General features: G+C 62.4%; 20 protein-coding genes and 2 tRNA genes. 17 read left to right on the top strand and 5 right to left on the bottom strand.

The window, feature by feature from the left end:
- The first annotated feature begins 29 nt into the window (after positions 1-29).
- The 12 genes from DSC91_RS19825 (at position 30) to DSC91_RS19765 (ending at position 11,298) form a co-directional block, all read left to right on the top strand.
- A complete protein-coding gene (locus DSC91_RS19825) occupies positions 30-383 on the top strand; it encodes a RidA family protein (protein ID WP_115780508.1) in 354 nt (117 codons plus the stop codon).
- Between the two features lie 65 nt (positions 384-448).
- Positions 449-2,692, top strand: coding sequence for a RelA/SpoT family protein (locus tag DSC91_RS19820; protein ID WP_115780507.1), 2,244 nt, complete (start codon positions 449-451; stop codon positions 2,690-2,692).
- Between the two features lie 138 nt (positions 2,693-2,830).
- Positions 2,831-2,907, top strand: a tRNA-Val gene (locus DSC91_RS19815).
- A 251-nt stretch (positions 2,908-3,158) separates the two neighbouring features.
- Entirely contained in the window at positions 3,159-5,066 is a 1,908-nt protein-coding gene (thrS, locus tag DSC91_RS19805; protein ID WP_115780506.1) for a threonine--tRNA ligase, read from the top strand.
- A gap of 49 nt (positions 5,067-5,115) precedes the next feature.
- The gene (infC, locus tag DSC91_RS19800; RefSeq protein WP_074263967.1) at positions 5,116-5,640 is read left to right on the top strand and encodes a translation initiation factor IF-3; all 525 of its coding nucleotides are present in this window, start codon (positions 5,116-5,118) and stop codon (positions 5,638-5,640) included.
- A 248-nt stretch (positions 5,641-5,888) separates the two neighbouring features.
- On the top strand, positions 5,889-6,086 hold the full coding sequence (gene rpmI, locus DSC91_RS19795; RefSeq protein ID WP_006052501.1) for a 50S ribosomal protein L35: 198 nt from the start codon (positions 5,889-5,891) through the stop codon (positions 6,084-6,086).
- A 29-nt stretch (positions 6,087-6,115) separates the two neighbouring features.
- Entirely contained in the window at positions 6,116-6,475 is a 360-nt protein-coding gene (rplT, locus tag DSC91_RS19790; RefSeq protein WP_006052502.1) for a 50S ribosomal protein L20, read from the top strand.
- Between the two features lie 157 nt (positions 6,476-6,632).
- Positions 6,633-7,646 (top strand): phenylalanine--tRNA ligase subunit alpha, encoded by a 1,014-nt coding sequence (gene pheS / locus DSC91_RS19785; RefSeq protein WP_028200200.1) that lies wholly within the window; start codon positions 6,633-6,635, stop codon positions 7,644-7,646.
- A 142-nt stretch (positions 7,647-7,788) separates the two neighbouring features.
- Positions 7,789-10,224: a phenylalanine--tRNA ligase subunit beta gene (gene pheT, locus DSC91_RS19780; RefSeq protein WP_115780505.1), complete on the top strand. Its 2,436-nt coding sequence runs from the start codon at positions 7,789-7,791 to the stop codon at positions 10,222-10,224.
- Positions 10,225-10,293: 69 nt separating this feature from the next.
- On the top strand, positions 10,294-10,704 hold the full coding sequence (locus DSC91_RS19775; protein WP_063496729.1) for an integration host factor subunit alpha: 411 nt from the start codon (positions 10,294-10,296) through the stop codon (positions 10,702-10,704).
- A gap of 46 nt (positions 10,705-10,750) precedes the next feature.
- Complete coding sequence (locus tag DSC91_RS19770) at positions 10,751-11,158, top strand: MerR family transcriptional regulator (RefSeq protein WP_115780504.1); 408 nt, start codon at positions 10,751-10,753, stop codon at positions 11,156-11,158.
- A 63-nt stretch (positions 11,159-11,221) separates the two neighbouring features.
- Positions 11,222-11,298 (top strand) — tRNA-Pro (locus DSC91_RS19765).
- A gap of 250 nt (positions 11,299-11,548) precedes the next feature.
- On the opposite strand, the gene DSC91_RS19760 is transcribed toward DSC91_RS19765, so the two are convergent.
- From DSC91_RS19760 to DSC91_RS19740, 5 genes are all read right to left on the bottom strand, one after another.
- Positions 11,549-13,018 (bottom strand): NAD-dependent succinate-semialdehyde dehydrogenase, encoded by a 1,470-nt coding sequence (locus DSC91_RS19760; protein ID WP_115780503.1) that lies wholly within the window; start codon positions 13,016-13,018, stop codon positions 11,549-11,551.
- An 11-nt stretch (positions 13,019-13,029) separates the two neighbouring features.
- The gene (locus DSC91_RS19755) at positions 13,030-14,049 is read right to left on the bottom strand and encodes a dihydrodipicolinate synthase family protein (protein WP_115780502.1); all 1,020 of its coding nucleotides are present in this window, start codon (positions 14,047-14,049) and stop codon (positions 13,030-13,032) included.
- Positions 14,050-14,091: 42 nt separating this feature from the next.
- Positions 14,092-15,102 carry an ornithine cyclodeaminase family protein gene (locus tag DSC91_RS19750; RefSeq protein ID WP_115780501.1) on the bottom strand — a complete coding sequence of 337 codons (1,011 nt, stop codon included), beginning with the start codon at positions 15,100-15,102 and terminating at the stop codon, positions 14,092-14,094.
- 103 nt (positions 15,103-15,205) lie between these two features.
- Complete coding sequence (locus DSC91_RS19745) at positions 15,206-16,171, bottom strand: LysR family transcriptional regulator (RefSeq protein WP_115780500.1); 966 nt, start codon at positions 16,169-16,171, stop codon at positions 15,206-15,208.
- Positions 16,168-17,091, bottom strand: a complete 924-nt coding sequence (locus tag DSC91_RS19740; protein WP_115780499.1) for a LysR family transcriptional regulator — start codon at positions 17,089-17,091, stop codon at positions 16,168-16,170. The genes DSC91_RS19745 and DSC91_RS19740 overlap by 4 nt, the downstream gene beginning before the upstream one ends.
- 349 nt (positions 17,092-17,440) lie before the next feature.
- On the opposite strand from DSC91_RS19740, the gene DSC91_RS19735 reads away from it, so the two are divergent.
- The 5 genes from DSC91_RS19735 (at position 17,441) to DSC91_RS19715 (ending at position 22,172) form a co-directional block, all read left to right on the top strand.
- A complete protein-coding gene (locus tag DSC91_RS19735) occupies positions 17,441-18,331 on the top strand; it encodes a SphA family protein (RefSeq protein WP_115780498.1) in 891 nt (296 codons plus the stop codon).
- Positions 18,332-18,351: 20 nt separating this feature from the next.
- On the top strand, positions 18,352-19,512 hold the full coding sequence (locus DSC91_RS19730) for an alpha/beta hydrolase family protein (protein WP_115780497.1): 1,161 nt from the start codon (positions 18,352-18,354) through the stop codon (positions 19,510-19,512).
- A 28-nt stretch (positions 19,513-19,540) separates the two neighbouring features.
- Complete coding sequence (locus DSC91_RS19725) at positions 19,541-20,485, top strand: VOC family protein (RefSeq protein ID WP_115780496.1); 945 nt, start codon at positions 19,541-19,543, stop codon at positions 20,483-20,485.
- A gap of 14 nt (positions 20,486-20,499) precedes the next feature.
- Entirely contained in the window at positions 20,500-20,913 is a 414-nt protein-coding gene (locus DSC91_RS19720; protein ID WP_115780495.1) for a Rieske (2Fe-2S) protein, read from the top strand.
- Positions 20,914-21,044: 131 nt separating this feature from the next.
- Complete coding sequence (locus DSC91_RS19715; protein WP_115780494.1) at positions 21,045-22,172, top strand: FAD-dependent oxidoreductase; 1,128 nt, start codon at positions 21,045-21,047, stop codon at positions 22,170-22,172.
- Positions 22,173-22,176: the final 4 nt, after the last annotated feature.

Raw genomic sequence — 22,176 nt, 5'->3', positions numbered from 1 at the left:
TCGATTTTCAACCAACCTCAGGACTTTTCATGGCAGTCATTCGTCACCACGTCGGCAAGCGCCTCTCGGAAATCGCCGTGCACAACGGCACCGTGTACCTCGCGGGCCAGATTGCCGAAGACGATGATCAGGACATCACGGGTCAGACGCGCGAAGTGCTGGGCCATATCGACCGTCTGCTGGGCGAAGTGAATAGCGACAAGTCGCAGTTGCTGTCCGTGCAGATCTACATCTCGGATATGGTGCACTTCGCCGGCATGAACGCGGTGTGGGACGAGTGGGTCGCACAAGGCGACACGCCGCCGCGCGCCACCGTCGAAGCCAGGCTCGCGAACCCGAAGTGCCTCGTCGAAATCGTCGTGGTCGCGGCGCAGCGCGCTTAACGCCCCGGCCGCACAGTTGTCGTTGAAATTCCGTTGATCCGTCTGACCCGTTGGGCCGTCGCACCATGACTACCGAAATCGTTACGAGCACGCCTACACCTACCCCTTCCTTCGACGAAGCGATGGCGTTCGTGCGCGAACATGCGGGCGAAGTGCGGCTCTCATCGGGCGAGTTGCTGGCGGAACATGCGGCGGGTACGGCGTCGATCATGCGCAGGCTCAACGTCGATCCGCCGGCGGTCCTGGCGGCGGCCTTGTTTGCGCTGACGCCGCATTTGCAAGACCCGGAGCGCGTGATCGCCGATAACTTCGGCGAAGAAGTCGCGCAACTGGTCGGCGACGTGCGCAAGCTGCTGCGCCTCGGTACGGTGAGCTTGCGCGCTGCGCAGAATGCGATGCCCGAAGCCGGGCGCGATGCGCAGGCCGCGCGCCGCGCGCAGGTCGAGGCGCTGCGCAAGATGCTGCTTGCTTTCGCACAGGACATTCGCGTCGTGCTGATACGGCTCGCGTCGCGCTTGCAATCGCTGCGTTATTACGCGGCGGCGAAAATCACGCCGTCGCCCGACGTCGCGCGTGAAACGCTCGATATTTACGCGCCGCTCGCCAACCGCCTCGGCATCTGGCAACTGAAGTGGGAGCTCGAGGATCTCGCGCTTCGCTTCGAAGAGCCGGTCACGTACAAGCGCATCGCCAAGCTGCTCGACGAGAAGCGCGTTGAGCGCGAGAGCTATGTTGCGCAGGCAATCGAACGCCTGCAGCGGGAACTGGCCGCGGCGCAAGTGCAGGCCGAAGTCAGCGGGCGGCCGAAACACATCTACAGCATCTGGCGCAAGATGCGCGGCAAGGAGCTCGATTTCGCCGAACTGTACGACGTGCGCGCGTTTCGTGTGATCGTGCCGGACATCAAGGATTGCTATACCGTGCTCGGCATCGTGCACAACCTGTGGCAGCCGGTGCCGAAAGAGTTCGACGATTACATCTCGCGACCCAAGCCAAACGGCTATAAATCGTTGCATACGGTCGTAATCGGCGACGACGGCCGCGCGTTCGAGGTGCAGATCCGCACGCAGGAAATGCATCAGTTCGCCGAGTACGGCGTGGCCGCGCATTGGCGCTACAAGGAAGCGGGTACGCGGGGTTACGGCGGCCAGTTCAGCGCCAACGAGAAATACGACGAGAAGATTGCGTGGTTGCGGCAACTGCTCGCGTGGAAAGACGAAGTCTCCGAAGGCGAGCACGGCGAGAAGCGCGCCGCGCAGCCGTGGGAGCAACTGCGCCAGGCCACGCTCGACGACGATCACATCTATGTGCTCACGCCGCAAGCACGCGTGATTCCGCTGCCGCACGGCGCGACACCGGTTGACTTCGCGTATCACCTGCATAGCGAACTGGGGCATCGCTGCCGCGGCGCGCGCGTCGATGGCGCGATGGTGCCGTTGAACACGCCACTGCAGAACGGTCAGACCGTCGAGATTGTCGCGGTGAAAGAGGGCGGTCCGTCGCGTGACTGGCTCAACCCGCAACTCGGGTATCTGCAGAGCCATCGGGCACGGCAGAAAGTGCGTGCGTGGTTCAACGCGGTCGAGGTGCAGGAGCACATCGCGAGCGGTCGCGCGATGGTCGAAAAAACCCTGCAGCGCGAGGGCAAGACGTCGGTCAATCTCGATCAGCTCGCCGCCAAGCTCGGCTTCAAGACCACTGACGATCTGTTCTCGGTGGTCGGCAAGGAAGAATTCAGCCTGCGGCTTGTCGAGCAGGCGTTGCACGATGCGCCGCCGCCCGAGCCCGTCGTCGAAGCGCCGGAACAGTTCGAGAAGCGCAGCAGCGGCGCGAGCGTCGCGCGTGGGGCCTCCACGGGTGTGCTGGTGGTCGGCGTCGATGCCTTGCTCACGCAACTCGCGCGCTGTTGCCGTCCCGCGCCGCCGGACGACATCAGCGGCTTCGTCACGCGCGGCAAGGGCATGTCGATTCACCGCAGCGATTGCCCGACCTTCCTGCGCATGGCCGATCGCGCGCCTGAGCGCGTGTTGCAAACGGCATGGTCGGCGGATGTCATGAGCGGCCGCGGACAATCGGTCTATCCGGTCGACCTCAGCATCGAGGCCACGGATCGGCAAGGTCTGCTGCGCGATATCTCCGAGGTTTTCGCGCGCGAGAAGATGAATGTGATCGGCGTGAAGACGCAGTCGCGTCGTAACGCCGCGTTCATGCAATTCACGGTCGAGGTGTCGAACGCCGCGCAGATTCAGCGCGCCTGCACGCTGCTCGGCGAAGTAACGGGCGTGATGCGCGCTTCACGCAAGAATTGACGCACGGGCGAGTTGGCCGGCGCCGGCGGGCGTCGCGGGCATCGCTTCGATGCGCTCGAGCATGCGAGTAGAAATTTAAAGTCGGTGCATAAAAGTACTTGCCAAGCGGTGTGGCGCTCCATATAATCTCGTTTCTTCAGGCTCGTAGCTCAGCTGGTTAGAGCACCACCTTGACATGGTGGGGGTCGTTGGTTCGAGTCCAATCGAGCCTACCAACGAAAGAGAAATTCCGGCTTTGCCGGGGTTTCGCAAACTGCAGTAAGCGCTTCTGCGCAAAAGGCAAATACGGTTATGGCACCGCGAACGTTGACCGAAACTACTTCGGAGCGACGCTAGTCGAGGACCACTTTCGCCACTGTAGTTAGCAGGAAATGTGAATGCGGCCCCTCGAAAGCGGGGCCGCATTTTTTTTGGTTTTTTGACCTGGTTGTATGTGCCGCCGCCGGTCGGCACCACGGAGAACGCAATGGTTTCGATACGTCTGCCTGACGGTTCTGTTCGACAGTACGAGCATCCGGTGACCGTCGCCGAAGTGGCCGCATCGATCGGCCCTGGCCTCGCTAAGGCCGCGCTCGGCGGCAAGATCGACGGTGAGCTGGTCGACACGTCAGCACTGATCGATCGCGACGTGGCGCTTGCGATCGTCACCGAGAAAGACGCCGACGGCCTCGACATCATTCGCCACTCCACGGCGCACCTGCTCGCGTACGCGGTGAAGGATCTGTTCCCGGAAGCGCAGGTCACGATCGGTCCGGTTATCGACAACGGCTTCTACTACGATTTCGCGTATAGCCGTCCTTTCACGCCGGAAGATCTCGAGAAGATCGAAAAGCGCATGCAGGATCTCGCGAAGAAAGACGAGCCGGTCTCGCGCCGTGTGGTGTCGCGCGACGAAGCCGTGGACTACTTCAAGAGCATCGGCGAAAAGTACAAGGCCGAGATCATCGAATCGATTCCGGCCACCGACGAAATCAAGCTGTACTCGCACGGCGGCTTTACCGACCTGTGCCGTGGCCCGCACGTGCCGTCCACCGGCAAGCTGAAGGTCTTCAAGCTGATGAAGCTCGCGGGCGCCTACTGGCGCGGCGACTCGAAGAACGAGCAACTGCAGCGTATCTACGGCACGGCCTGGACGAAGAAGGAAGACCAGGAAGCGTATCTGCACATGCTCGAAGAAGCGGAGAAGCGCGATCACCGCAAGCTCGGCAAGCAACTCGATCTGTTCCACATGCAGGACGAGTCGCCGGGCATGGTGTTCTGGCATCCGCGTGGCTGGACGCTGTGGCAGCAGGTCGAGCAGTACATGCGCCGCCGCGTGAACGACGCCGGCTACCTCGAGATCAAGACGCCGATGATCATGGACCGCTCGCTGTGGGAAGCGTCGGGTCACTGGCAGAACTATCGTGAAAACATGTTCACGACGGAATCGGAAAAGCGCGACTACGCGATCAAGCCGATGAACTGCCCGGGTCATGTGCAGGTGTTCAACCACGGTCTGCGCTCGTATCGCGATCTGCCGCTGCGTTACGCGGAATTCGGCTCGTGCCACCGCAATGAATCGTCGGGTGCGCTGCATGGCCTGATGCGCGTGCGCGGTTTCGTGCAGGACGACGCCCACATTTTCTGTACCGAAGACCAGTTCATCAGCGAATCGATCGCGTTCAACACGCTGGCGATGAGCGTGTACAAGGATTTCGGCTTCGACAATGTCGAGATCAAGCTGTCGCTGCGCCCGGATGCCCGCGCCGGTACGGATGAGACGTGGGATCGTGCGGAGCAGGGCTTGCGCGAGGCGCTGACGGCGTGCGGCGTGACGTGGGAGGAGTTGCCGGGCGAGGGCGCGTTCTATGGCCCGAAGGTCGAGTACCACATCAAGGACGCGCTTGGCCGTTCGTGGCAGTGCGGCACGCTGCAGCTCGATATGGTGCTGCCGGAGCGTCTTGGCGCCGAATACGTCGCCGAAGACAACAGCCGCCGGCGCCCGATCATGCTGCACCGGGCAATCGTCGGATCAATGGAGCGTTTTCTCGGCATTCTGATCGAGCACCATGCTGGTGCCATGCCGTCGTGGCTCGCACCCATGCAGGTTGTGGTGATGAATATCGCGGAAAGTCAGGCCGAATATGCACAGTCGCTAGCCCAATCGTTGCAAAAACAAGGGGTTAGAGTCGAGGCCGATTTGCGCAACGAGAAGATTAGCTATAAAATACGGGAGCACACGCTAGAAAAGGTGCCGTACCTGCTCGTGGTCGGCGATAAAGAGCGTGAAGCCCAAACGGTAGCCGTGCGTGCCCGTGGTGGTGTCGATCTGGGCGTGATGCCCCTCGACGCCTTCATTGAGCGTCTGCGCCAGGACGTGCAGTCGTTCAACTGAACCACTTGGCAGCCCGGCTCGTTTTTTTAATTTTTAGAGGAAACGTAACATCGCTACTGATAAGTCTGCGCACCGCATCAACGGTGAAATTACAGCACCCGAGGTGCGTCTGGTCGGCGTCGAGAACGAACCGCTCGGCATCGTGAAACTCGCTGATGCGTTCCGCATGTCGGAACAGCAAGATGTGGATCTGGTCGAAATCGCTCCGCAAGCGGTTCCGCCGGTTTGCCGTTTGATGGATTACGGCAAGTTCAAGTACTCGGAAGCGAAGAAGCAACACGAGGCCAAGCTGAAGCAGAAGATCGTCCAGGTCAAGGAAGTCAAATTCCGCCCGGGCACCGATGACGGCGATTACAACGTCAAGCTGCGCAACCTCATCCGCTTCCTCGACGACGGCGACAAGACGAAAATCACGTTGCGTTTCCGTGGCCGCGAAATGGCTCACCAGGAAATCGGTATGCGCATGCTCGAGCGCCTGCGCACGGACCTCGACGAAGTCGGTCAGGTCGAGCAGATGCCGAAAATGGAAGGGCGCCAGATGATCATGGTGCTCGCGCCGAAGAAAAAGAAGTAAGCGGCTGGAGCAGCGGCGCGTCATGTGGCGCGCGCTCCGGTTGTGAGAGATTGAAACGATGCTGTGCCGGGTGTCCGGTGCGGGATCGGCAGGTTTCGGAACGGCGCATGTGCAAATGTGCGCCGCTTCCTGAAAAGCGGCTGCCGGCGGTATCGGCGGTCTGCATACCAAGTGGAATGGGTTTCGAAGGGCGGGTAATGGTCATCTGGCCGACCGCACACCCATATCCATCTAATAATGGAGTTGTCATGCCGAAGATGAAGACCAAGAAGAGTGCTGCGAAGCGCTTCGTGGTGCGTCCGGGCGGTACCGTCAAGCGCGGTCAAGCCTTCAAGCGCCACATTCTTACCAAGAAGACCACCAAGAACAAACGCCATTTGCGCGGTTCGACGGCAGTTCATGATTCCGATCTGAACTCCGTGCGCGCAATGCTGCCGTTCGCTTAACCCTTAACCGACACTCATAGGAGCAAGACATGCCTCGAGTAAAACGTGGGGTTACCGCACGGGCCCGTCACAAGAAGATCATCAAGCTGGCCAAGGGTTACCGCGGCCGTCGCAATAACGTCTATCGCATCGCCAAGCAGGCGGTCATGCGCGCAGGCCAATACGCCTACCGCGATCGCCGCAACAAGAAGCGCGTGTTCCGTGCATTGTGGATCACGCGTATCAACGCGGCGGTGCGTCAGCACGACATGACGTACAGCGTGTTCATCAACGGCCTGAAGAAGGCTTCGATCGAACTCGACCGCAAGGTGCTGGCCGACATGGCTGTGTTCGACAAGGCTGCTTTTGCTGCGATCGTTCAGCAGGTGAAAGCCGCCGTTGCAGCCTGATTGCGCTTTGGGCAATTAAACTGCGTGGTTCGTTGCAGCGAACATCCGGTAGTCTCGGTGACGCTGCAGCAAAAACGGGGCTCCTCACCGAGCCCCGTTTTTGTTGGTAGAACCGGATTTGTTTCGATAGAACACTGACGTTGAAATGATGGGATCAATGGATCTGGACCAGATTGTCGCCGACGCGCAAAAAGCCTTCGCAGAAGCCTCCGACGTCACCACCCTCGAGAACGAGAAAGCGCGCTTTCTCGGCAAATCGGGTGCGCTGACCGAGCTATTGAAGGGCCTTGGCAAGCTCGATCCCGAAACGCGCAAGACCGAAGGCGCACGGATCAACCTCGTCAAGCAACAGGTGGAAGCCGCGCTCACGGCACGCCGTCAGGCGCTGGCCGACGCGTTGCTGAACCAGCGCCTCGCCGCTGAAGCCATCGACGTCACGTTGCCCGGCCGCGGCACCGGTGCCGGCAGCCTGCATCCGGTGATGCGCACATGGGAGCGCGTCGAACAGATTTTCCGTACGATCGGATTCGACGTGGCCGACGGCCCCGAGATCGAAACCGACTGGTACAACTTCACCTCGCTGAACAGCCCGGAAAACCATCCGGCGCGTTCGATGCAGGACACCTTCTACGTCGACGGCAAAGATGCCGACGGCCGCCAGCTGCTGTTGCGCACGCACACCAGCCCGATGCAGGTGCGCTACGCCCGCACCAACACGCCGCCGATCAAGGTGATCGTGCCGGGTCGCACGTATCGTGTGGACAGCGATGCAACGCATTCGCCGATGTTCAACCAGGTCGAAGGCCTGTGGATCGACGAGAACATCAGCTTCGCGGACCTGAAGGGCGTCTACTCCGACTTCCTCAAGAAATTCTTCGAGCGCGACGATATTCAGGTGCGCTTCCGTCCGTCGTACTTTCCGTTTACCGAACCGTCGGCTGAAATCGACATGCTGTTCGAGACGGGCAAGAACGCCGGCAAGTGGCTCGAAATTTCGGGCTCCGGCCAGGTTCACCCCACGGTGATCCGCAACATGGGCCTCGACCCCGAGCGCTACATCGGCTTTGCTTTCGGCAGCGGCCTCGAGCGGCTCACAATGTTGCGTTACGGCGTGCAAGACCTGCGTCTGTTCTTCGAAAACGACCTGCGTTTCCTGCGTCAATTCGCGTGAACGGACGCGTACGAACGCGACAAGCATAGAGCGCGGCACTGCATGCAGTGCCGCAGCAGCGTCCCCGGCAGTGTTCGTGAATGACGAGTATCGAAGCATCTGCCGGACATGGACCTAACCTGATCAGAACGTACACAGAACCATGCAATTCCCGGAATCCTGGCTGAGAACCTTTGTCGATCCGCAACTGACGACCGATGAACTGTCGCACGCGTTGACGATGGCGGGTCTCGAAGTCGAAGACCTGCGGCCGGCCGCGCCGCAGACTTCGAAGATCGTTGTCGGCCAGGTGCTGGAAGTTGTCAAGCACCCGGACGCCGATAAACTCAACGTGTGTCAGGTCGACGCCGGCACGGGCGCGACGCTGAACATCGTGTGCGGTGCGCCGAATGTCGCACCGGGCATCAAGGTGCCAGTCGCGCTGGTTGGCGCGCAACTGCCGTCGGCCGAAGAGGGCGGCGCGCCATTCGCGATCAAGCTCTCGAAGCTGCGCGGCGTGGAAAGCCAGGGCATGCTGTGCTCGGCGCGCGAACTGAAGCTCTCGGAAGATCATAGCGGCCTGATGATCCTGCCGGAAGATACGCCGATCGGCCAGGACATCCGCGAAACGCTCAATCTCGACGACACGGTTTTCGAAATCAAGCTGACGCCGAACAAGGCCGACTGCCTGTCGGTGTTCGGCGTGGCACGCGAAACTTCGGCCATCACCGGCGCCGCCCTGCGTCCGCTTGAAATCAAGCCGGCCGAAGTGAAGCTCAACGAAACATTGCCCGTCAAGATCTCGGCGCCCGATCTGTGCGGCCGCTTCTCGGGCCGCGTGATCCGCGGAGTGAATGCGCGCGCGAAGTCGCCGCAATGGATGGTGCAGCGTCTCGAACGCTCGGGTCAGCGCAGCATCTCCGCGCTCGTCGACATCTCGAACTATGTGATGCTCGAACTGGGCCGTCCGTCGCACGTGTTCGATCTGGACAAGATCCACGGCGGCATGGACGTACGTTGGGGCCGCAAGGGCGAGACGCTCAAGCTGCTGAACGGCAACACCGTCGAACTCGACGAAACCGTCGGCGTGATCGCCGATGAGCAACACATCGAAAGCCTTGCCGGCATCATGGGCGGCGACAGCACGGCCGTCACGCTCGATACCACCAACATCTATCTCGAGGCCGCGTTCTGGTGGCCGGATAGCATTCGTGGCCGCTCGCGCAAGTACAACTTCTCGACCGATGCAGGTCATCGTTTCGAACGTGGCGTCGATTACGCGACCACCGTCGAACACATCGAACGCATCACGCAACTGATCCTCGATATCTGCGGTGGCCAAGCCGGCCCGGTCGACGATCAGATCGTCAACGTGCCGAAACGTGAGCCGGTGAAGATGCGCGTCTCGCGTGCGAACCGCATCATCGGCATCAAGATCGACGCCGAAGAAATCGCGCAGATTTTCACGCGCCTCGGCCTGACGTTCGAACGCGACGGCGATACGTTTTCGGTGATGCCACCGTCGTACCGATTCGATATCGAAATCGAAGAAGACCTGATCGAAGAAGTCGCGCGTATCTACGGCTTCGAAAAGATCCCCGCACGTCCGCCGGTCGCGACCAGCGAAATGCGGCCGACCAACGAAACGCAGCGCTCGATTCACGTGATCCGCCATGCGCTCGCCGCGAGGGACTACGCCGAGACGGTTAACTTCAGCTTTGTGGATGCCGAGTGGGAGGCGGACTTCGCCGGCAACGACCAGCCTGTTCGTCTGCTGAATCCGATTGCGAGCCAGTTGTCGGTCATGCGCACCACGCTGTTCGGCAGCCTGATCGACGTCCTGCGCACGAACCTGAACCGTCGCGCGGCTGATCGCGTGCGCGTGTTCGAAGCTGGCCGCGTGTTCCTGCACGATCCGTCGATCAAGGCAGGTGAATTGACCGTCGAAGGTTTCGCGCAGCCGAAGATGATCGGCGGCCTCGCCTACGGTCCCGTGCTCGAAGAGCAGTGGGGTGCGCCAACGCGCACGGTCGACTACTTCGACGTGAAGGGCGACCTGGAGGCCGTGCTCGCGCCGGCAGTCGCGCGCTTCGTGAAAGCGGAGCATCCGGCATTGCACCCGGGCCGCAGCGCGCGTATTGAACTGAATGGCCGCGCAGTGGGCTGGATTGGCGAATTGCATCCGCGCTGGATGCAAAAATATGATTTGCCGCATGCACCGATTCTCTTTGAAATCGAAGCGGAAGCATTAATGCAGCGCGTATTGCCGGCCCCGGCGGACGTGTCTAAATTCCCGCCGGTGCGGCGCGATATTGCGGTGGTCGTCGATCAGAAAATCGAGGTGCAGGCGCTGCTGGACGAGCTCCAGAAGGCCCAGTCCGAAGCGGCCTGCAAGACCGTCCAGAAGGTTGTGCTTTTTGACGAATTCCGTCCAAAATCAAACACTTCCGGTGGTCTGGCCGCTCATGAGAAAAGCCTTGCGTTCCGTGTGACCTTGCAAGATACTGGCGGGACCCTTCAGGATGAAACGGTCGATCTGGCCATTCAAACTCTGGTGGAACGTCTGGCTCGAGTATATGGCGCACGGTTGCGTGGATAACCCGCATTTAACATTTGCACGGCATTTTTTCGCAACCTCCGTTTCTGCTTGGCGCGCCATTTGATAGATATGAATGAAATGAACTCGAGTGATTTCGAAGCCCTTCTTACGGCGCAACGCAGCGCCATGATTCGCGAAATTCCGACATCACCCGCGGCCGTTTCCACCGAAACGCCGACGCTTACCAAGGCTGAACTTGCCGAGTTGCTGTTCGACAATGTCGGGCTCAACAAGCGGGAAGCGAAAGACATGGTCGAAGCGTTCTTCGAAGTGATCCGCGACGCGCTGGAGAGTGGCGATAGCGTGAAGCTGTCGGGGTTCGGCAACTTTCAGTTGCGCGACAAACCCCAGCGTCCCGGCAGAAACCCGAAGACCGGCGAGGCGATTCCGATCGCCGCGCGTCGCGTTGTGACGTTCCATGCGAGTCAAAAGCTGAAGGCGTTGGTCGAGAACGGCGCTGAAGCGAGCTTCGCGCGCTGATCGACTGGCGCGTGCCTGCGCAACCCACCACGACAGCTAACTGACGATGACAGCGACGATCGAAAAAGTCGTCTTGCCTCCGATTCCGGCGAAGCGCTACTTCACGATTGGTGAGGTCAGCGAACTATGCGGCGTGAAACCGCATGTGCTGCGCTATTGGGAACAGGAGTTCACGCAGTTGAGGCCGGTCAAGCGGCGCGGCAATCGCCGGTACTACCAGCACCATGAGGTGCTGTTGATCCGGCGGATTCGCGAGTTGCTCTATGAGCAGGGCTTCACGATCAACGGAGCACGCAACCGGCTCGATTCGCATGGCGGTGGCGCGCACACCGGGCCGGCTGATCTGGTCGAGGAAGGAGAGGGCGCGGCGGCGCCGGCAGCAACAACGGCTACGGTAGATGTGGAGCAGTTGCGCAAGGAATTGCTGCATGTGATCGACTTGTTGGGTCACTAGTTTGCTTTGTTAGCGCAGGGCGGTTCTAATCGATTGAAGTGTCTGTTATAATTTTCAGCTGTTCGGGGCGTAGCGCAGCCTGGTAGCGTACCTGCATGGGGTGCAGGTGGTCGGAGGTTCAAATCCTCTCGCCCCGACCAAAGAAATCAAGGCCTTACAAGCAATGCTTGTAGGGCCTTTTTCGTTTAGGGCCGATTTCGCCCTCACGTTTGCCCCACACAGGATGGAAAGCTCTCGCGGGAACAGAACGGAATCGCAGCGCAGCCGCGGCAACGGGTTCGGCGTCGAGTGCGCGTCGATGCGCCACCGCCCAGCGCTCGGCGACCGCAGGCTGCGGTCGTCGTCTCGATCACCACAGGTCCCCTGCAGAAGTTTGACTCAGCGTCCGGGTCACGAAACGTCGAGTCCGTCCCAGCAGAGATACTTGACCTCGAGGAACTCATCGATGCCGAGATGCGAGCCCTCGCGGCCCAGACCGCTTTGCTTCACGCCGCCGAACGGCGCAACCTCGTTCGAGATCAGGCCGCAATTGATGCCCACCATGCCCGATTCGATGCGTGCGGCGTTGCGCCAGATGCGCGCCGCGTCGCGGCTATACAGGTAGGCGGCGAGGCCGTACTCGGTGTCGTTCGCCATCGCAATCGCTTCATCGTCGGTATCGAAGCGGAACAGCGGTGCGACTGGGCCGAACGTTTCCTCGCGCGCAATCAGCATCGCGGGCGTGACGTCCGCCAGCACGGTAGGCTGGAAGAAGAAGCCGCCGAGCGCGTGCCGCTTGCCTCCGTGCAGAACACGGGCGCCTTGGCTCAGCGCATTGGCGATGTGCTCTTCGACTTTCAGCACAGCCGCCTCGTCGATCAACGGACCAAGCTGGACACCGGCTTCGAGACCGTTACCCGTGCGCAGGCGCGCAACGCGTTCGACGACGCGCTCGGCCAGTGCATCGTAAATGCCCGACTGCACCAGCACCCGGTTCGCGCTGATGCACGCCTGACCCGTGTTGCGGAATTTCGCCGCGACCACGCCGTCGGCGGCGGCATCGAGGTCGGCGTCGTCGAAGATAATGAACGGCGCGTTGCCACCCAGCTCCATCGAACACTTCTTCACGGTCTGCGCCGCCTGCGTGAGCAGCAAGCGGCCGACTTCCGTCGAGCCCGTGAACGTCAGCTTGCGCACGACAGGATTCGCGGTCAGTTCGGCGCCGATCGCACGCGTATCGTTGCCGGTGATCACGCTGAACGCACCAGGCGGCACGCCCGCGCGTTGCGCCAGTTCGGCAAGCGCAAGTGCGGTCATCGGCGTCTGACTCGCAGGCTTGACCACGAGTGTGCAGCCGGCGGCAAGCGCCGGGCCGGCCTTGCGCGTGATCATCGCGGCCGGGAAGTTCCAGGGCGTGATGGCGGCGCATACGCCAATCGGTTCGCGCAGCGCGACAATGCGTTGCGTTTCCTTCACACCCTGGATCACGTCGCCACGCACGCGCGTCGCCTCTTCCGCGAACCAGCGCAGGAACGATGCGGCGTAGTCCACCTCGCCGCGCGCTTCCGTCAAAGGCTTACCTTCCTCCAGTGTGATTAGCAGGGCGAGGTCTTCGCGATGTTCCACCATCAGCTCATACCAGCGGCGCAGAACTTCCCCACGATGCTTTGCCGTGGCGCGGCGCCAGGTGCCGAAGGTTTCCTGTGCCGCGTCGATTGCGCGGCGCACCTCGGCCTCGCGGCAACGCGGCAGTTCGACAAGCGTCGAGCGGTCCGCCGGATTGCGCACCGCGTACCGGCCGTGCGGCGTCTCAGGCAGCCATTCGCCGGCAATGAAAGCGGCTTCGCGCCACAACGCTGCGTCCTTCAATTGATGCTTCATCGATGTCGTCCTCAGCAGGGGAAGCGGCCGGTGATGAACGCGGCATCCGGGTCCGACGTGACGGGCAGGCCCGAGGCCGCGAGGCCCTGACGCAAGCTCTTCATCAGGCGGTCGGGTACGCGCATCGCCGGTGCGCGCAACGGACCGCCGTTGAAGCCGGCCAGCCAGTCCTGGTACTTCCACATGGTCCGGTTGAGCACGCCTGTCCCGCCCGCATAACTCTGCGCGGCCGCGCCGTTGGCGTTGCGCGCCGGGTTGACGCTCCAGTACAGCGCCATGGCTTCTTCCCATCGGCCGCTGCGCGCCAGTTCGAAAGCCTTCGGGTAGTAGTCGCCCATCCACGCGGTGTTGCTGGTGCCGGAGAACTGGAGTTTCATCACGCTCATCAGCGGGATCGCGTCGCCCTCGATCGGACAACTGATTACCACCTCGTCGCGGAAGTGGTGGTACATCTCGCAGATGCCTGCGGGCAGTGGGAAACCTTGCTCCGATTTGATCGCCGCGATGTTCGGGCAGTCGTCGAGAAGGCGGCGCACGAGTTCCACCGGCATGCCCGCCGGATGCACGCGCTCGAAACCCCAAAGCGGGATCGGAAACAGCATCACGGCCAGATCGGTCGCGTCGCAGAAGGCCTTCGTGTAGTCGTAGATTTCCTGCTGCGTCGTCGGCCAGAACTGCGGCGGATAGGACAGCAGAACGATGTCCGCGCCGGCTTTTTCCGCGAGCTTCACGGCTTCGATATTCTCGGCAAGCGTGCCGAACGCCGCGTGAAAGAAGAGGCCGAGCCGGTTGCCCGCGCTCTCTCGCGCCCACGCGGTGAACTGCGCGTTTTCCTCGGGCGTGATGGCGACTTCGCTGCACAGCAGCGTGTAACGGAAGCCGAGTTTGATCGCCAGTTCGATGTCGTGGCGAATGCCGCGTTCATTGAGCCGCTTCAGATCGGCGCTGTAGCTCGGAATCGTGACAGCCGAGCAACCTGTCAACTGTTCTCTTGCCCAGGCGCGGGCATCGGTCTTTCTGTATGCAGCCATGAGATGGGTCCTTCGAATCTGGATTGTCGATTGATGTGAAAGCTATTTGGCGACCGGCACGATGCTGGCGGGCAACGGCGTGCCATAACCTTTCGTTTTGGCGAGTGCGAACAGCATCTCCGCGATGACGACGTCCTGCAGCGCGGAGCCGACCGACTTGTAGAGCACGATGTCGGCGTCCGATCGTCGCGGCATTGCGTCTCCCGAAACGAGCGCGGCGAGCGAGGTGAGCTTGGCGTCGAGCGCGAGGCCGGCGCGCGTGGCGGCGATGCCGTCGCCGGTGTCGTGAGCGACTTCGTCGGGGACGTCGGCGATCACGCGTGCGGCGCGCGCCATCGTCTCTTCGTCGACTTCGCGCTGCTCGGGCAAGGTCGAGCCGAGCGAGACCACGGTTGCGCCCGCGGCGAGCCATGCGCCGCGCAGAACCGGCGACTCGTCGCGGCTGCGTGCCGCGCAGATAACGACGTCGGCCCCGCTTACGGCGCGTTCGGCTGTGCCGGCCGGAACGACGTCGATGCTGCCGGCGAAACTCTGCGCGAAGCGCTCACGGCTCGCCGGATTCGGACTGAACACATGCACGCTTTCGAACGGGCGCAGCGCGCCCAGGCAGTCGAGCGCGCCGCGCGCCTCGAAGCCCGAACCGATCACGCCGACGCACAGCGGCCGGCGCGGAGCCAGCCGATCGACGGCGAGCGTGGCCGTGGCCGCCGTGCGCAGCCCCGTCACGCGATTGCCGTCGATCAACGCGACGAGGCCCATGGTCTCTTGATCGAACAGCGAAATCAGATAGCTGGCCCTGCGTGTACGCGGGGAGGCGGCGATCAGCTTCGAGCCCATATGGCCGCCCGCCGGCGATATCGCCGTCAGGCTGCGTAGCCAGATTCCATCGCCGCGAGCCATCGAACGCGGCGGGACCCGCGCGTCGGATGCCGGCTCGCCATAGGCTTTCGCCAACGCGGAGACAGCCGACGGCCAGTCGGCGAGCGACGCGACGTCGGCATCGCTCAGAAAGAGTGTGGGAAGAAGGGCCTCGCTCGGCCGTGTGTCGGACATGGTGTGGGCTTGGGTGTGAATGACCCACGCACTATAGGGACCACGTCCGCTTGCGTGTACTGCTCAGGGTGGAAAGCAGATATGCATTTCGTCGATAACGGAATCAGGCCGTCTGTGCAAATGCACCGAGACCTTCTATCAAACGCCGCACCGCGCGAGTGGCGCGCGTATGCGGACGGCGCGGCGTGTCCGCCAGCACCACAAAGCGTTCGAGCATGGGGCTGACGATCCGCGACGAGGCGAGGCGCGGATCGAGCCGGCCGGGCAGCACGGAAGCAATCGCATAGCCTCCTCCCGCTGCGACAATTTCGTACTGCAAGCGCACCGAATCGACTTCGACGGCTACTTGCAGCGTCAGCGAGTGGTCGACGGCGAGTCGATCGAGACGCCCGCGCAACGGATGCGGACGGCCCGGCACAACGAGCGGTATGCCGGAAAGTGCGGCGAGCGGAACATCCTTCTTGCCGACCCGCGCGTCTTCGCGGCGGCCCACGAGATTGAGCGGCACTTTGGCGAGCACGTGAGCGTCCTTGACGCTGGCCTCGTCGTCGCGCAGCACCACGGCCATGTCGAGACGGCCTTCGTGGAGCTGCTCTTCGAGTTGCGCGCTGGCGCCTTCGACAAGATGAAGCCTGACGCCGGGCAGTTCGTTTTTTACCGACGCGAACAACGGACCGGCAAGCTGATCGACCGCCGAAGGCAGCAATCCCACCAGCACCTCGCCGTTCGGCTGACCACGCGCGCTGCGGATGTCGTCGGAGAGGGCGTCTGCGTATTGCGCGAGATGCGCGACGCGCGGCAGCACATAGTCGCCGAACTCGGTGAGAACGACGCCGCGCCCCGTGCGTCGAAAGAGCCGCTCGCCGCATTGCTGTTCCAGCAGAGCGATGTTTCGGCTGACGAGCGACTGCGGCATGTCGAGGGCGATGGCAGCCTTGCTGAGACTGCCCAGGTCCGCCACGCGCGCGAACACCAGCCATCGCGGGTCGAGAATGGATGGCGCAGCGGCGCCAGGCTGCACGTCGACCTTCGCGCTCGTTGTGCGCTTTCTGCTTGTGGGGGCGTTCATGCCGCTGCGTCCGGCGCGCTGTCCATCGTGAGCACCGCCTCTTTCAGCAGCGTGCGCACCCACGCGATGCCCTGGTCCGACGTGCGATGTTTGTGCCATTGCATGCATTGTTCCATCTTTGGCATCGTCACGGGCATCGTGCGTATCGTGACCGGCAAGGAGCGTGCGGCCAGTTTCGCGAGCCGGAAATGCATCGTCGCGATACGGTGCGTGCCGACTACAAGATGGGCCGGCGACAGGAAGCTGAAGGTGCTCGCCTCGACGCGCCGTGCCATGCCGAGTCGTTGCATGAACGAGTCTTCGAGCGCAATGCCGTCGCCGGGATGCACGACCACGTGGCCGGCCGCCATATAGCGCTCGGCGGTCATGTCGTCGCCGACCAGGCTGCTTTGATTCCACAGCACGCAGCAGAACGATTCTTCAAACAACATTTCCGATGGATGTTCCGTCGAGCAAAAGTCCTTGGGGATGATCAGCAGATCCGCTTCGCCGCGCTCGAGCACGCGTTGCGGGTTCGAGACCTGAGGCCGCAAATCGAAGCGCACGCCGGGCGCGTGCCGATAGGCGAGTTCGAGCACGTGCGGCATCAGCGTCATCATCGTGTAGTCGGATACCAGCAGCCGGAACAGCCGGTTCGACTGCGCCGGCACGAACTGCGGCTGCGCGGCGACGGTCGCGTCGACGCGAACCAGAATATCGCGCACGGCATCCTTCAACCCTTCGGCGCGTGACGTGAGTTCCATCTTGCGGCCGACCTGGACCAGCAACTCGTCGTCGAAATATTCGCGCAGCCGCGCGAGCGCGTTGCTCATCGCGGACTGGCTCAGGTGAATTTTCTCGGCCGCGCGGCTGATGCTTTCTTCGGTCAACAAAGCGTCGAGTGCCACGAGCAGATTCAGATCAAGCTTGTTGAAGCGCATGGGCGCGGTCTCCGTTCATTGTCCGTTGCGCATGTCGGTGCGGTTGCATGTCGGTGCCGGCCGGCATTAGGGTTTTTACCAAAAGTATTCAGGCCGCCCATACACCGAATGGATGCAATCCATTTGAGTGCTACGCGAGCGCATCTTAATCTAAAGCCCATCCCGAGACGATTGAATTCAACCACGTGCATCGGGATGCCGCTTGCAGCGCTGACGCCGCCGTATCCGTGCTTCGCTGCATCCATTGAACGATAAGAGACATGCCCGACAGGCCCAACGAGGCGTCGGCGATGAGGAGACGAAATTGCGTAGAGGATTTGCCGCGGCTGCCGCCGCTTCCGTAGGCTGCATGATGCTGGCCGCGCTGGGATCGCAAAACGCCTGTGCCCTGGAGGGCGGGGTTTCTCCCTATCCGGCGGACGCAGTGGGTACGAACATCGCGGAAATGCCGCCGATACCCGGACTGTTCGCCCTCGAGCAGTTCAATTACAGCTTCTCCAATGGGCTGTATGGCAACAACGGCGAGAAGCTGCCGATTCCGTTCCATACCTCCGCATTCTCGGCGACGACGCGTCTGCTCGCCTCATACCCGTTTACCGTGCTGGGCGCCAATGTGTACTCGCAGCTGGTGCTGCCGTTCGTCTCGCTGCATACGAATGTGCTTGGGCAGAAGGATACGCAGAACGGTCTTTCGAGCATCACGCTGTCGCCTGTCATTCTGACCTGGAAGCTCGCGCAGAATCTGACGTTCACCAGCGGTTTCGATATTGCGTTCGAGACCGGTTCCTATAGCCCGACGAAGGCGAGCGTGGCGGTGGGCTATACGTCCCTGCAACCGGTGGTCTCGCTGCGCTACAACGCGCCGAACGGTATCGACGTGGGCCTCGCCAACCGCCTGCTGATCAATCGCGAAAACGGCGACACGAATTACCGTTCCGGCACGGCAAGCGTGAGCGAATTCGAGGCCGGATGGAATATCGGCAAGTGGAAGCTCGGCCTCGTCGGCGCGTACCTGAACCAGTTCACCGACGATCGCCAGAACGGTTCGGTGATCGCCGGCAACCGGGCGAAGACGCTCGCACTCGGGCCGTCAATCGTATACGACGGCGGGGCGTTCAATATCAACCTCAACTATCAGCAGGGCCTCTATGCGGCCAACACGTCGAAGAGCAACGCGATCTGGCTGAACATCGCGATCCCGTTGTGGGCGAAACCGCCCGGACCTGCTGCGGGCAACTAATCAATCTCCGAAGGACTTGCATGTTTCGTTACTTTCCCACGAACTACGTCTGGAACCTCTCCGTCGATCTCGCGATCGAGATGGGCGCGCGCATCGGCGAAATCGAGGTCATGTGCGCGCCTTTGCAGGAGGCCGCGAAGCAGCCCGATGCGGAAGGAACCCGCGCCTTCAGGCAAGTATGGTCGAGCATGGCCGATCGTCTTTGCGATCTCGCGAGCGAGGACGAAGCGAAGGGCAGGCTGTTGTCGGCCGGTGAAAAGCTCAAGCGCGCGGCCATCTATCTGATCACCTGCGAACGGCTGCAGGCGCATGACGCGCCGGGACGCATCGATCTGTACCGGCGCTCGCTCGATACGTTCGCAAAGGGCGTCGCGCTGCTCGGCGAGGACTGCGAGCGCGTGACGATTCCGTACGGCGATAGCCGTCTTTCCGGCTTGCTCGTCAAGGCGAAGGGCGCAGGCGCTCGCAGCCCGTTGCTCGTGCAGGTGAACGGACTCGATTCGACGAAGGAAATGAAATACCTCGTCGGCTTGCCGGCGTGGCTGGCGGCGCGCGGGGTGTCGTCGCTGATCGTGGATCAGCCCGGCACCGGCGAGGCGCTCCGTCTCGAAGGCCTGCATGCCGTGTACAACGCCGAGTCGTGGGCAAGCAGGATCGTGGACTGGCTCGAGACGCGCGACGACATCGATCACAAGCGCATCGGCATGGAAGGCGTCTCGCTCGGCGGCTATTACTGTCCGCGCGCAGTGGCTTTCGAGCCGCGCTTCGCGTGCGGTGTCGTGTGGGGCGCGAATCACGACTGGCGCGACGTGCAGAAAAAGCGCCAGCTGCGCGAAGGCAACTTCCCGGTGCCGCATTACTGGAAACACGTCTGCTGGGTGTGGGGCGCGAAGGACACTGACGAGTTCATGCAGATCGCGGAAAACGTTCATCTCGACGGCGTGCTCGATCGCATCCAGGTGCCGTTTCTCGTGACGCATGGCGAGAAGGATTCGCAGATTCCCGTGGCGTGGGCGCATCGCACCTACGAACAGCTCGTGAACAGTCCGAAGCGCGAGCTGAAGATCTTTACCGATCGCGAAGGCGGAGTCCAGCACTCCAGCTTCGACAATTCGATCAACGCAGGCCACTACATCGCCGACTGGGTGGCCGAAACCCTAGGCGGGCATACCGCTCTTTGACCCATTCCTTTAACTTGAACTCGCGCTCATGAACATCATCGGACCCGATACGCTCGTCTTCGGCGTGGACGACGTGGCAAGCTGCAACCAGTACCTTCTCGACTACGGCCTCGTGCCCGTCCATGCTGGTGAAACCGGCGGCCGCTTCGAAGCGCTCGACGGCACCGCAATCGAAATCCGCCGCGCCGACGATCCGGCTTTGCCGCCCGCGCTCGCCACGGGAAGCATGTTGCGCAAGACCACCTATGGCGTGGCCGACGCCGCAACGCTGCACGCCATCGCGGCCGAACTGCAACGGGATCGTGAAGTGCGGCGGCTCGCGGACGGGTCGATCGAATCCGTCGACGACATGGGTTTTGCACTCGGCTTCCAGATCACGGTGAGGCGTTCGCTCGCGCTGCCCGCGGAAACCGTCAACGCACCCGGCGCGCCGGCGCAACGAGCGCCGAACGTGGTGGGCGTGGACGACGGAGTCGATCTCACGCCTCGCTCGCTTTCGCATGTCGTTTATTTCGTGCCTGACGCCGACAAGGCGGAAGCGTTTTACGTCGAACGTCTGGGCTTTCGCTGCTCGGACCGCTTCACCGGTGTCGGGCCGTTTCTGCGGCCGGCAGGCACGCTCGATCATCACACGCTGTTCATGATCCAGACGCCGCCGTTCATGAAAGGCTGCGAGCACTTCACTTTCCATATGGGCGGACCGACCGAGGTCATGCAAGCCGGCACGCGCTTCGTGGAGAAGGGCTATCAGTCATTCTGGGGGCCGGGGCGCCACCGGTTCGGCTCGAACTGGTTCTGGTACTTCAACAGCCCGCTGGGTTGCCACGTCGAGTACGACGCGGACATGGACCTTCACGACGACGACTGGACCGCGCGCGCGGCGCCGATGGGTGCGGACGCTTCGCAGTTGTTCCTGTTCCAGCCTCGCGAGAAATGGGCGCCTGGCGGACCTCCGGCTGCACCGGCCGGTTAACGGGAGGCTCCGCTATGTCAGTTGCCGCCTTGTCGATCCGGCTCGCCCGGTTCGATGAACTAGACGACCCAGGCTCGCGCGGCTTCGATCATGCAGGGCAGGGACGCGATACGTTGCTGCTCGTTCGGCGTAACGGCGAGGTATTTGCGTATCTGGACGCGTGTCCGCATTACGGCAACACGCCGATGGCCTGGCGTAAGGATGCCTACCTGAACGGCGACGGCACCCGCATTGTCTGTCACGCGCACGGGGCGCAGTTCGATATCGCGACCGGCGAGTGTCTCGTGGGACCGTGCATGGGCCAACGGTTGATGCGGCTCGATACGACGGTGTCGGAAGACGGCGACGTCAGCGTTTTCGTACCACTGGCTTTTGCTTCACGACGTGGCGGGAGTGAGGGCGAAGGCGAAGACGAAGACGAAACATAGTGCGTGGAGCGCAAGCAAGGAAGTGCGGCGGCACATGCCCATCGGCACACCCCGCACTCGACATTCAGAAACAGAAAGCGCGCCCGCGTACGACGATCGCGGGGGCGGAGTTGAAATCAGGAGACACCAGCATGACTTCCGTTCGGCATGTCCTCATAGTGGGGGGCGGCTTTTCCGGCATGGCCACCGCGATTCAATGCGTCAAGCAGGGGCTGAAGGTCGATCTCGTGGAGATCGATCGCGAGTGGCGCGCTTATGGCGCCGGCATCAGCATCGGCGGCCCGACGCTGCGCGCGTTGAAGACGATCGGCGTCGTCGATGCGGTGATGGAACGAGGCTTCTGCGGCGACGGCGTGAATCTTTTCACATCGGCCGGTGCGCCGTTGGGACAACTGCCGACGCCTCGCGTGGCCGGCCCCGAGATTCCGGGCGGCGGCGCGATCATGCGGCCGGTGCTGGCCGACATTCTTGCCGAGGCCACGCGGGCAGCAGGCGTGCATGTGCGCCTCGGCTGCACGTTCTCCGAAATCGTGCAGCGGGACGACGGCGTCGACGTGACGCTGACCGACGGCACGCGGGCCACGTACGACCTCGTGATCGGCGCCGATGGTCTCTACTCCAAAGTGCGCCAGGCCGTGTTTCCCGACGCGCCCCAGCCGCGCTATACCGGCCAGGGCATCTGGCGCGCAGTCGTGCCGCGGCCGGCCGAGATCACCTGCGCGACGATGTGGATGGGTCACAAGGTCAAGGCCGGCGTGAACCCCGTTTCGCACGACGAGATGTACGTCTTCGTCACCGAGGATCGTCCGGCCAACGAGCGCCTCGATCCCCAGCACTGGCCACAGATGCTGCGCGATCTGCTGGCGCCTTTCAGCGCGCCGCTGGTGCAGTCCATCCGCGCTCAGATCGGGTCGCATTCGACCGTCATCTACCGGCCGCTGGAACGGCTGCTGGTGCCGCAGCCGTGGTTTGCGGGCCGCGTGGTGCTGGTCGGCGATGCGGTGCATGCGACGACGCCCCATATGGCTGCCGGCGCGGGCATCGGCGTCGAGGACGGCATCGTGCTCGCAGAAGAACTCGGCCGTGGTGCGACGCTCGAAGCGGCCTTGCTCGCGTTCCAGGCGCGCCGTTGGGAACGCTGCCGCATCGTCGTGGAGAACTCCGGCCGGCTCGGTGAAATCGAGATTTGCGGCGGCGACAAGGCGGAACACGCCCAGATCATGCGCGAGACGCTGATGAGCCTGGCCCAACCGATCTGACACA

This window comes from Paraburkholderia caffeinilytica (genome assembly GCF_003368325.1).
In the GTDB taxonomy this organism is placed as follows: domain Bacteria; phylum Pseudomonadota; class Gammaproteobacteria; order Burkholderiales; family Burkholderiaceae; genus Paraburkholderia; species Paraburkholderia caffeinilytica.
The sequence above is the reverse complement of the archived record's forward strand: the minus strand, read 5'-3'. Positions and strand labels throughout refer to the sequence as shown.

What these genes read in the sequence shown, in the direction of transcription:
- DSC91_RS19745 (WP_115780500.1), bottom strand. Translation starts at nt 16,171, where the DNA reads ATGAACGCCCCCACAAGCAGAAAGCGCACAACGAGCGCGAAGGTCGAC.
- pheS (WP_028200200.1), top strand. Translation starts at nt 6,633, where the DNA reads ATGGATCTGGACCAGATTGTCGCCGACGCGCAAAAAGCCTTCGCAGAA.
- DSC91_RS19730 (WP_115780497.1), top strand. Translation starts at nt 18,352, where the DNA reads ATGTTTCGTTACTTTCCCACGAACTACGTCTGGAACCTCTCCGTCGAT.
- DSC91_RS19750 (WP_115780501.1), bottom strand. Translation starts at nt 15,102, where the DNA reads ATGTCCGACACACGGCCGAGCGAGGCCCTTCTTCCCACACTCTTTCTG.
- DSC91_RS19775 (WP_063496729.1), top strand. Translation starts at nt 10,294, where the DNA reads ATGAATGAAATGAACTCGAGTGATTTCGAAGCCCTTCTTACGGCGCAA.
- DSC91_RS19755 (WP_115780502.1), bottom strand. Translation starts at nt 14,049, where the DNA reads ATGGCTGCATACAGAAAGACCGATGCCCGCGCCTGGGCAAGAGAACAG.
- DSC91_RS19715 (WP_115780494.1), top strand. Translation starts at nt 21,045, where the DNA reads ATGACTTCCGTTCGGCATGTCCTCATAGTGGGGGGCGGCTTTTCCGGC.
- pheT (WP_115780505.1), top strand. Translation starts at nt 7,789, where the DNA reads ATGCAATTCCCGGAATCCTGGCTGAGAACCTTTGTCGATCCGCAACTG.
- DSC91_RS19735 (WP_115780498.1), top strand. Translation starts at nt 17,441, where the DNA reads ATGATGCTGGCCGCGCTGGGATCGCAAAACGCCTGTGCCCTGGAGGGC.
- rpmI (WP_006052501.1), top strand. Translation starts at nt 5,889, where the DNA reads ATGCCGAAGATGAAGACCAAGAAGAGTGCTGCGAAGCGCTTCGTGGTG.
- DSC91_RS19825 (WP_115780508.1), top strand. Translation starts at nt 30, where the DNA reads ATGGCAGTCATTCGTCACCACGTCGGCAAGCGCCTCTCGGAAATCGCC.
- DSC91_RS19720 (WP_115780495.1), top strand. Translation starts at nt 20,500, where the DNA reads ATGTCAGTTGCCGCCTTGTCGATCCGGCTCGCCCGGTTCGATGAACTA.
- DSC91_RS19770 (WP_115780504.1), top strand. Translation starts at nt 10,751, where the DNA reads ATGACAGCGACGATCGAAAAAGTCGTCTTGCCTCCGATTCCGGCGAAG.
- thrS (WP_115780506.1), top strand. Translation starts at nt 3,159, where the DNA reads ATGGTTTCGATACGTCTGCCTGACGGTTCTGTTCGACAGTACGAGCAT.
- DSC91_RS19760 (WP_115780503.1), bottom strand. Translation starts at nt 13,018, where the DNA reads ATGAAGCATCAATTGAAGGACGCAGCGTTGTGGCGCGAAGCCGCTTTC.
- DSC91_RS19725 (WP_115780496.1), top strand. Translation starts at nt 19,541, where the DNA reads ATGAACATCATCGGACCCGATACGCTCGTCTTCGGCGTGGACGACGTG.
- rplT (WP_006052502.1), top strand. Translation starts at nt 6,116, where the DNA reads ATGCCTCGAGTAAAACGTGGGGTTACCGCACGGGCCCGTCACAAGAAG.
- DSC91_RS19740 (WP_115780499.1), bottom strand. Translation starts at nt 17,091, where the DNA reads ATGCGCTTCAACAAGCTTGATCTGAATCTGCTCGTGGCACTCGACGCT.
- DSC91_RS19820 (WP_115780507.1), top strand. Translation starts at nt 449, where the DNA reads ATGACTACCGAAATCGTTACGAGCACGCCTACACCTACCCCTTCCTTC.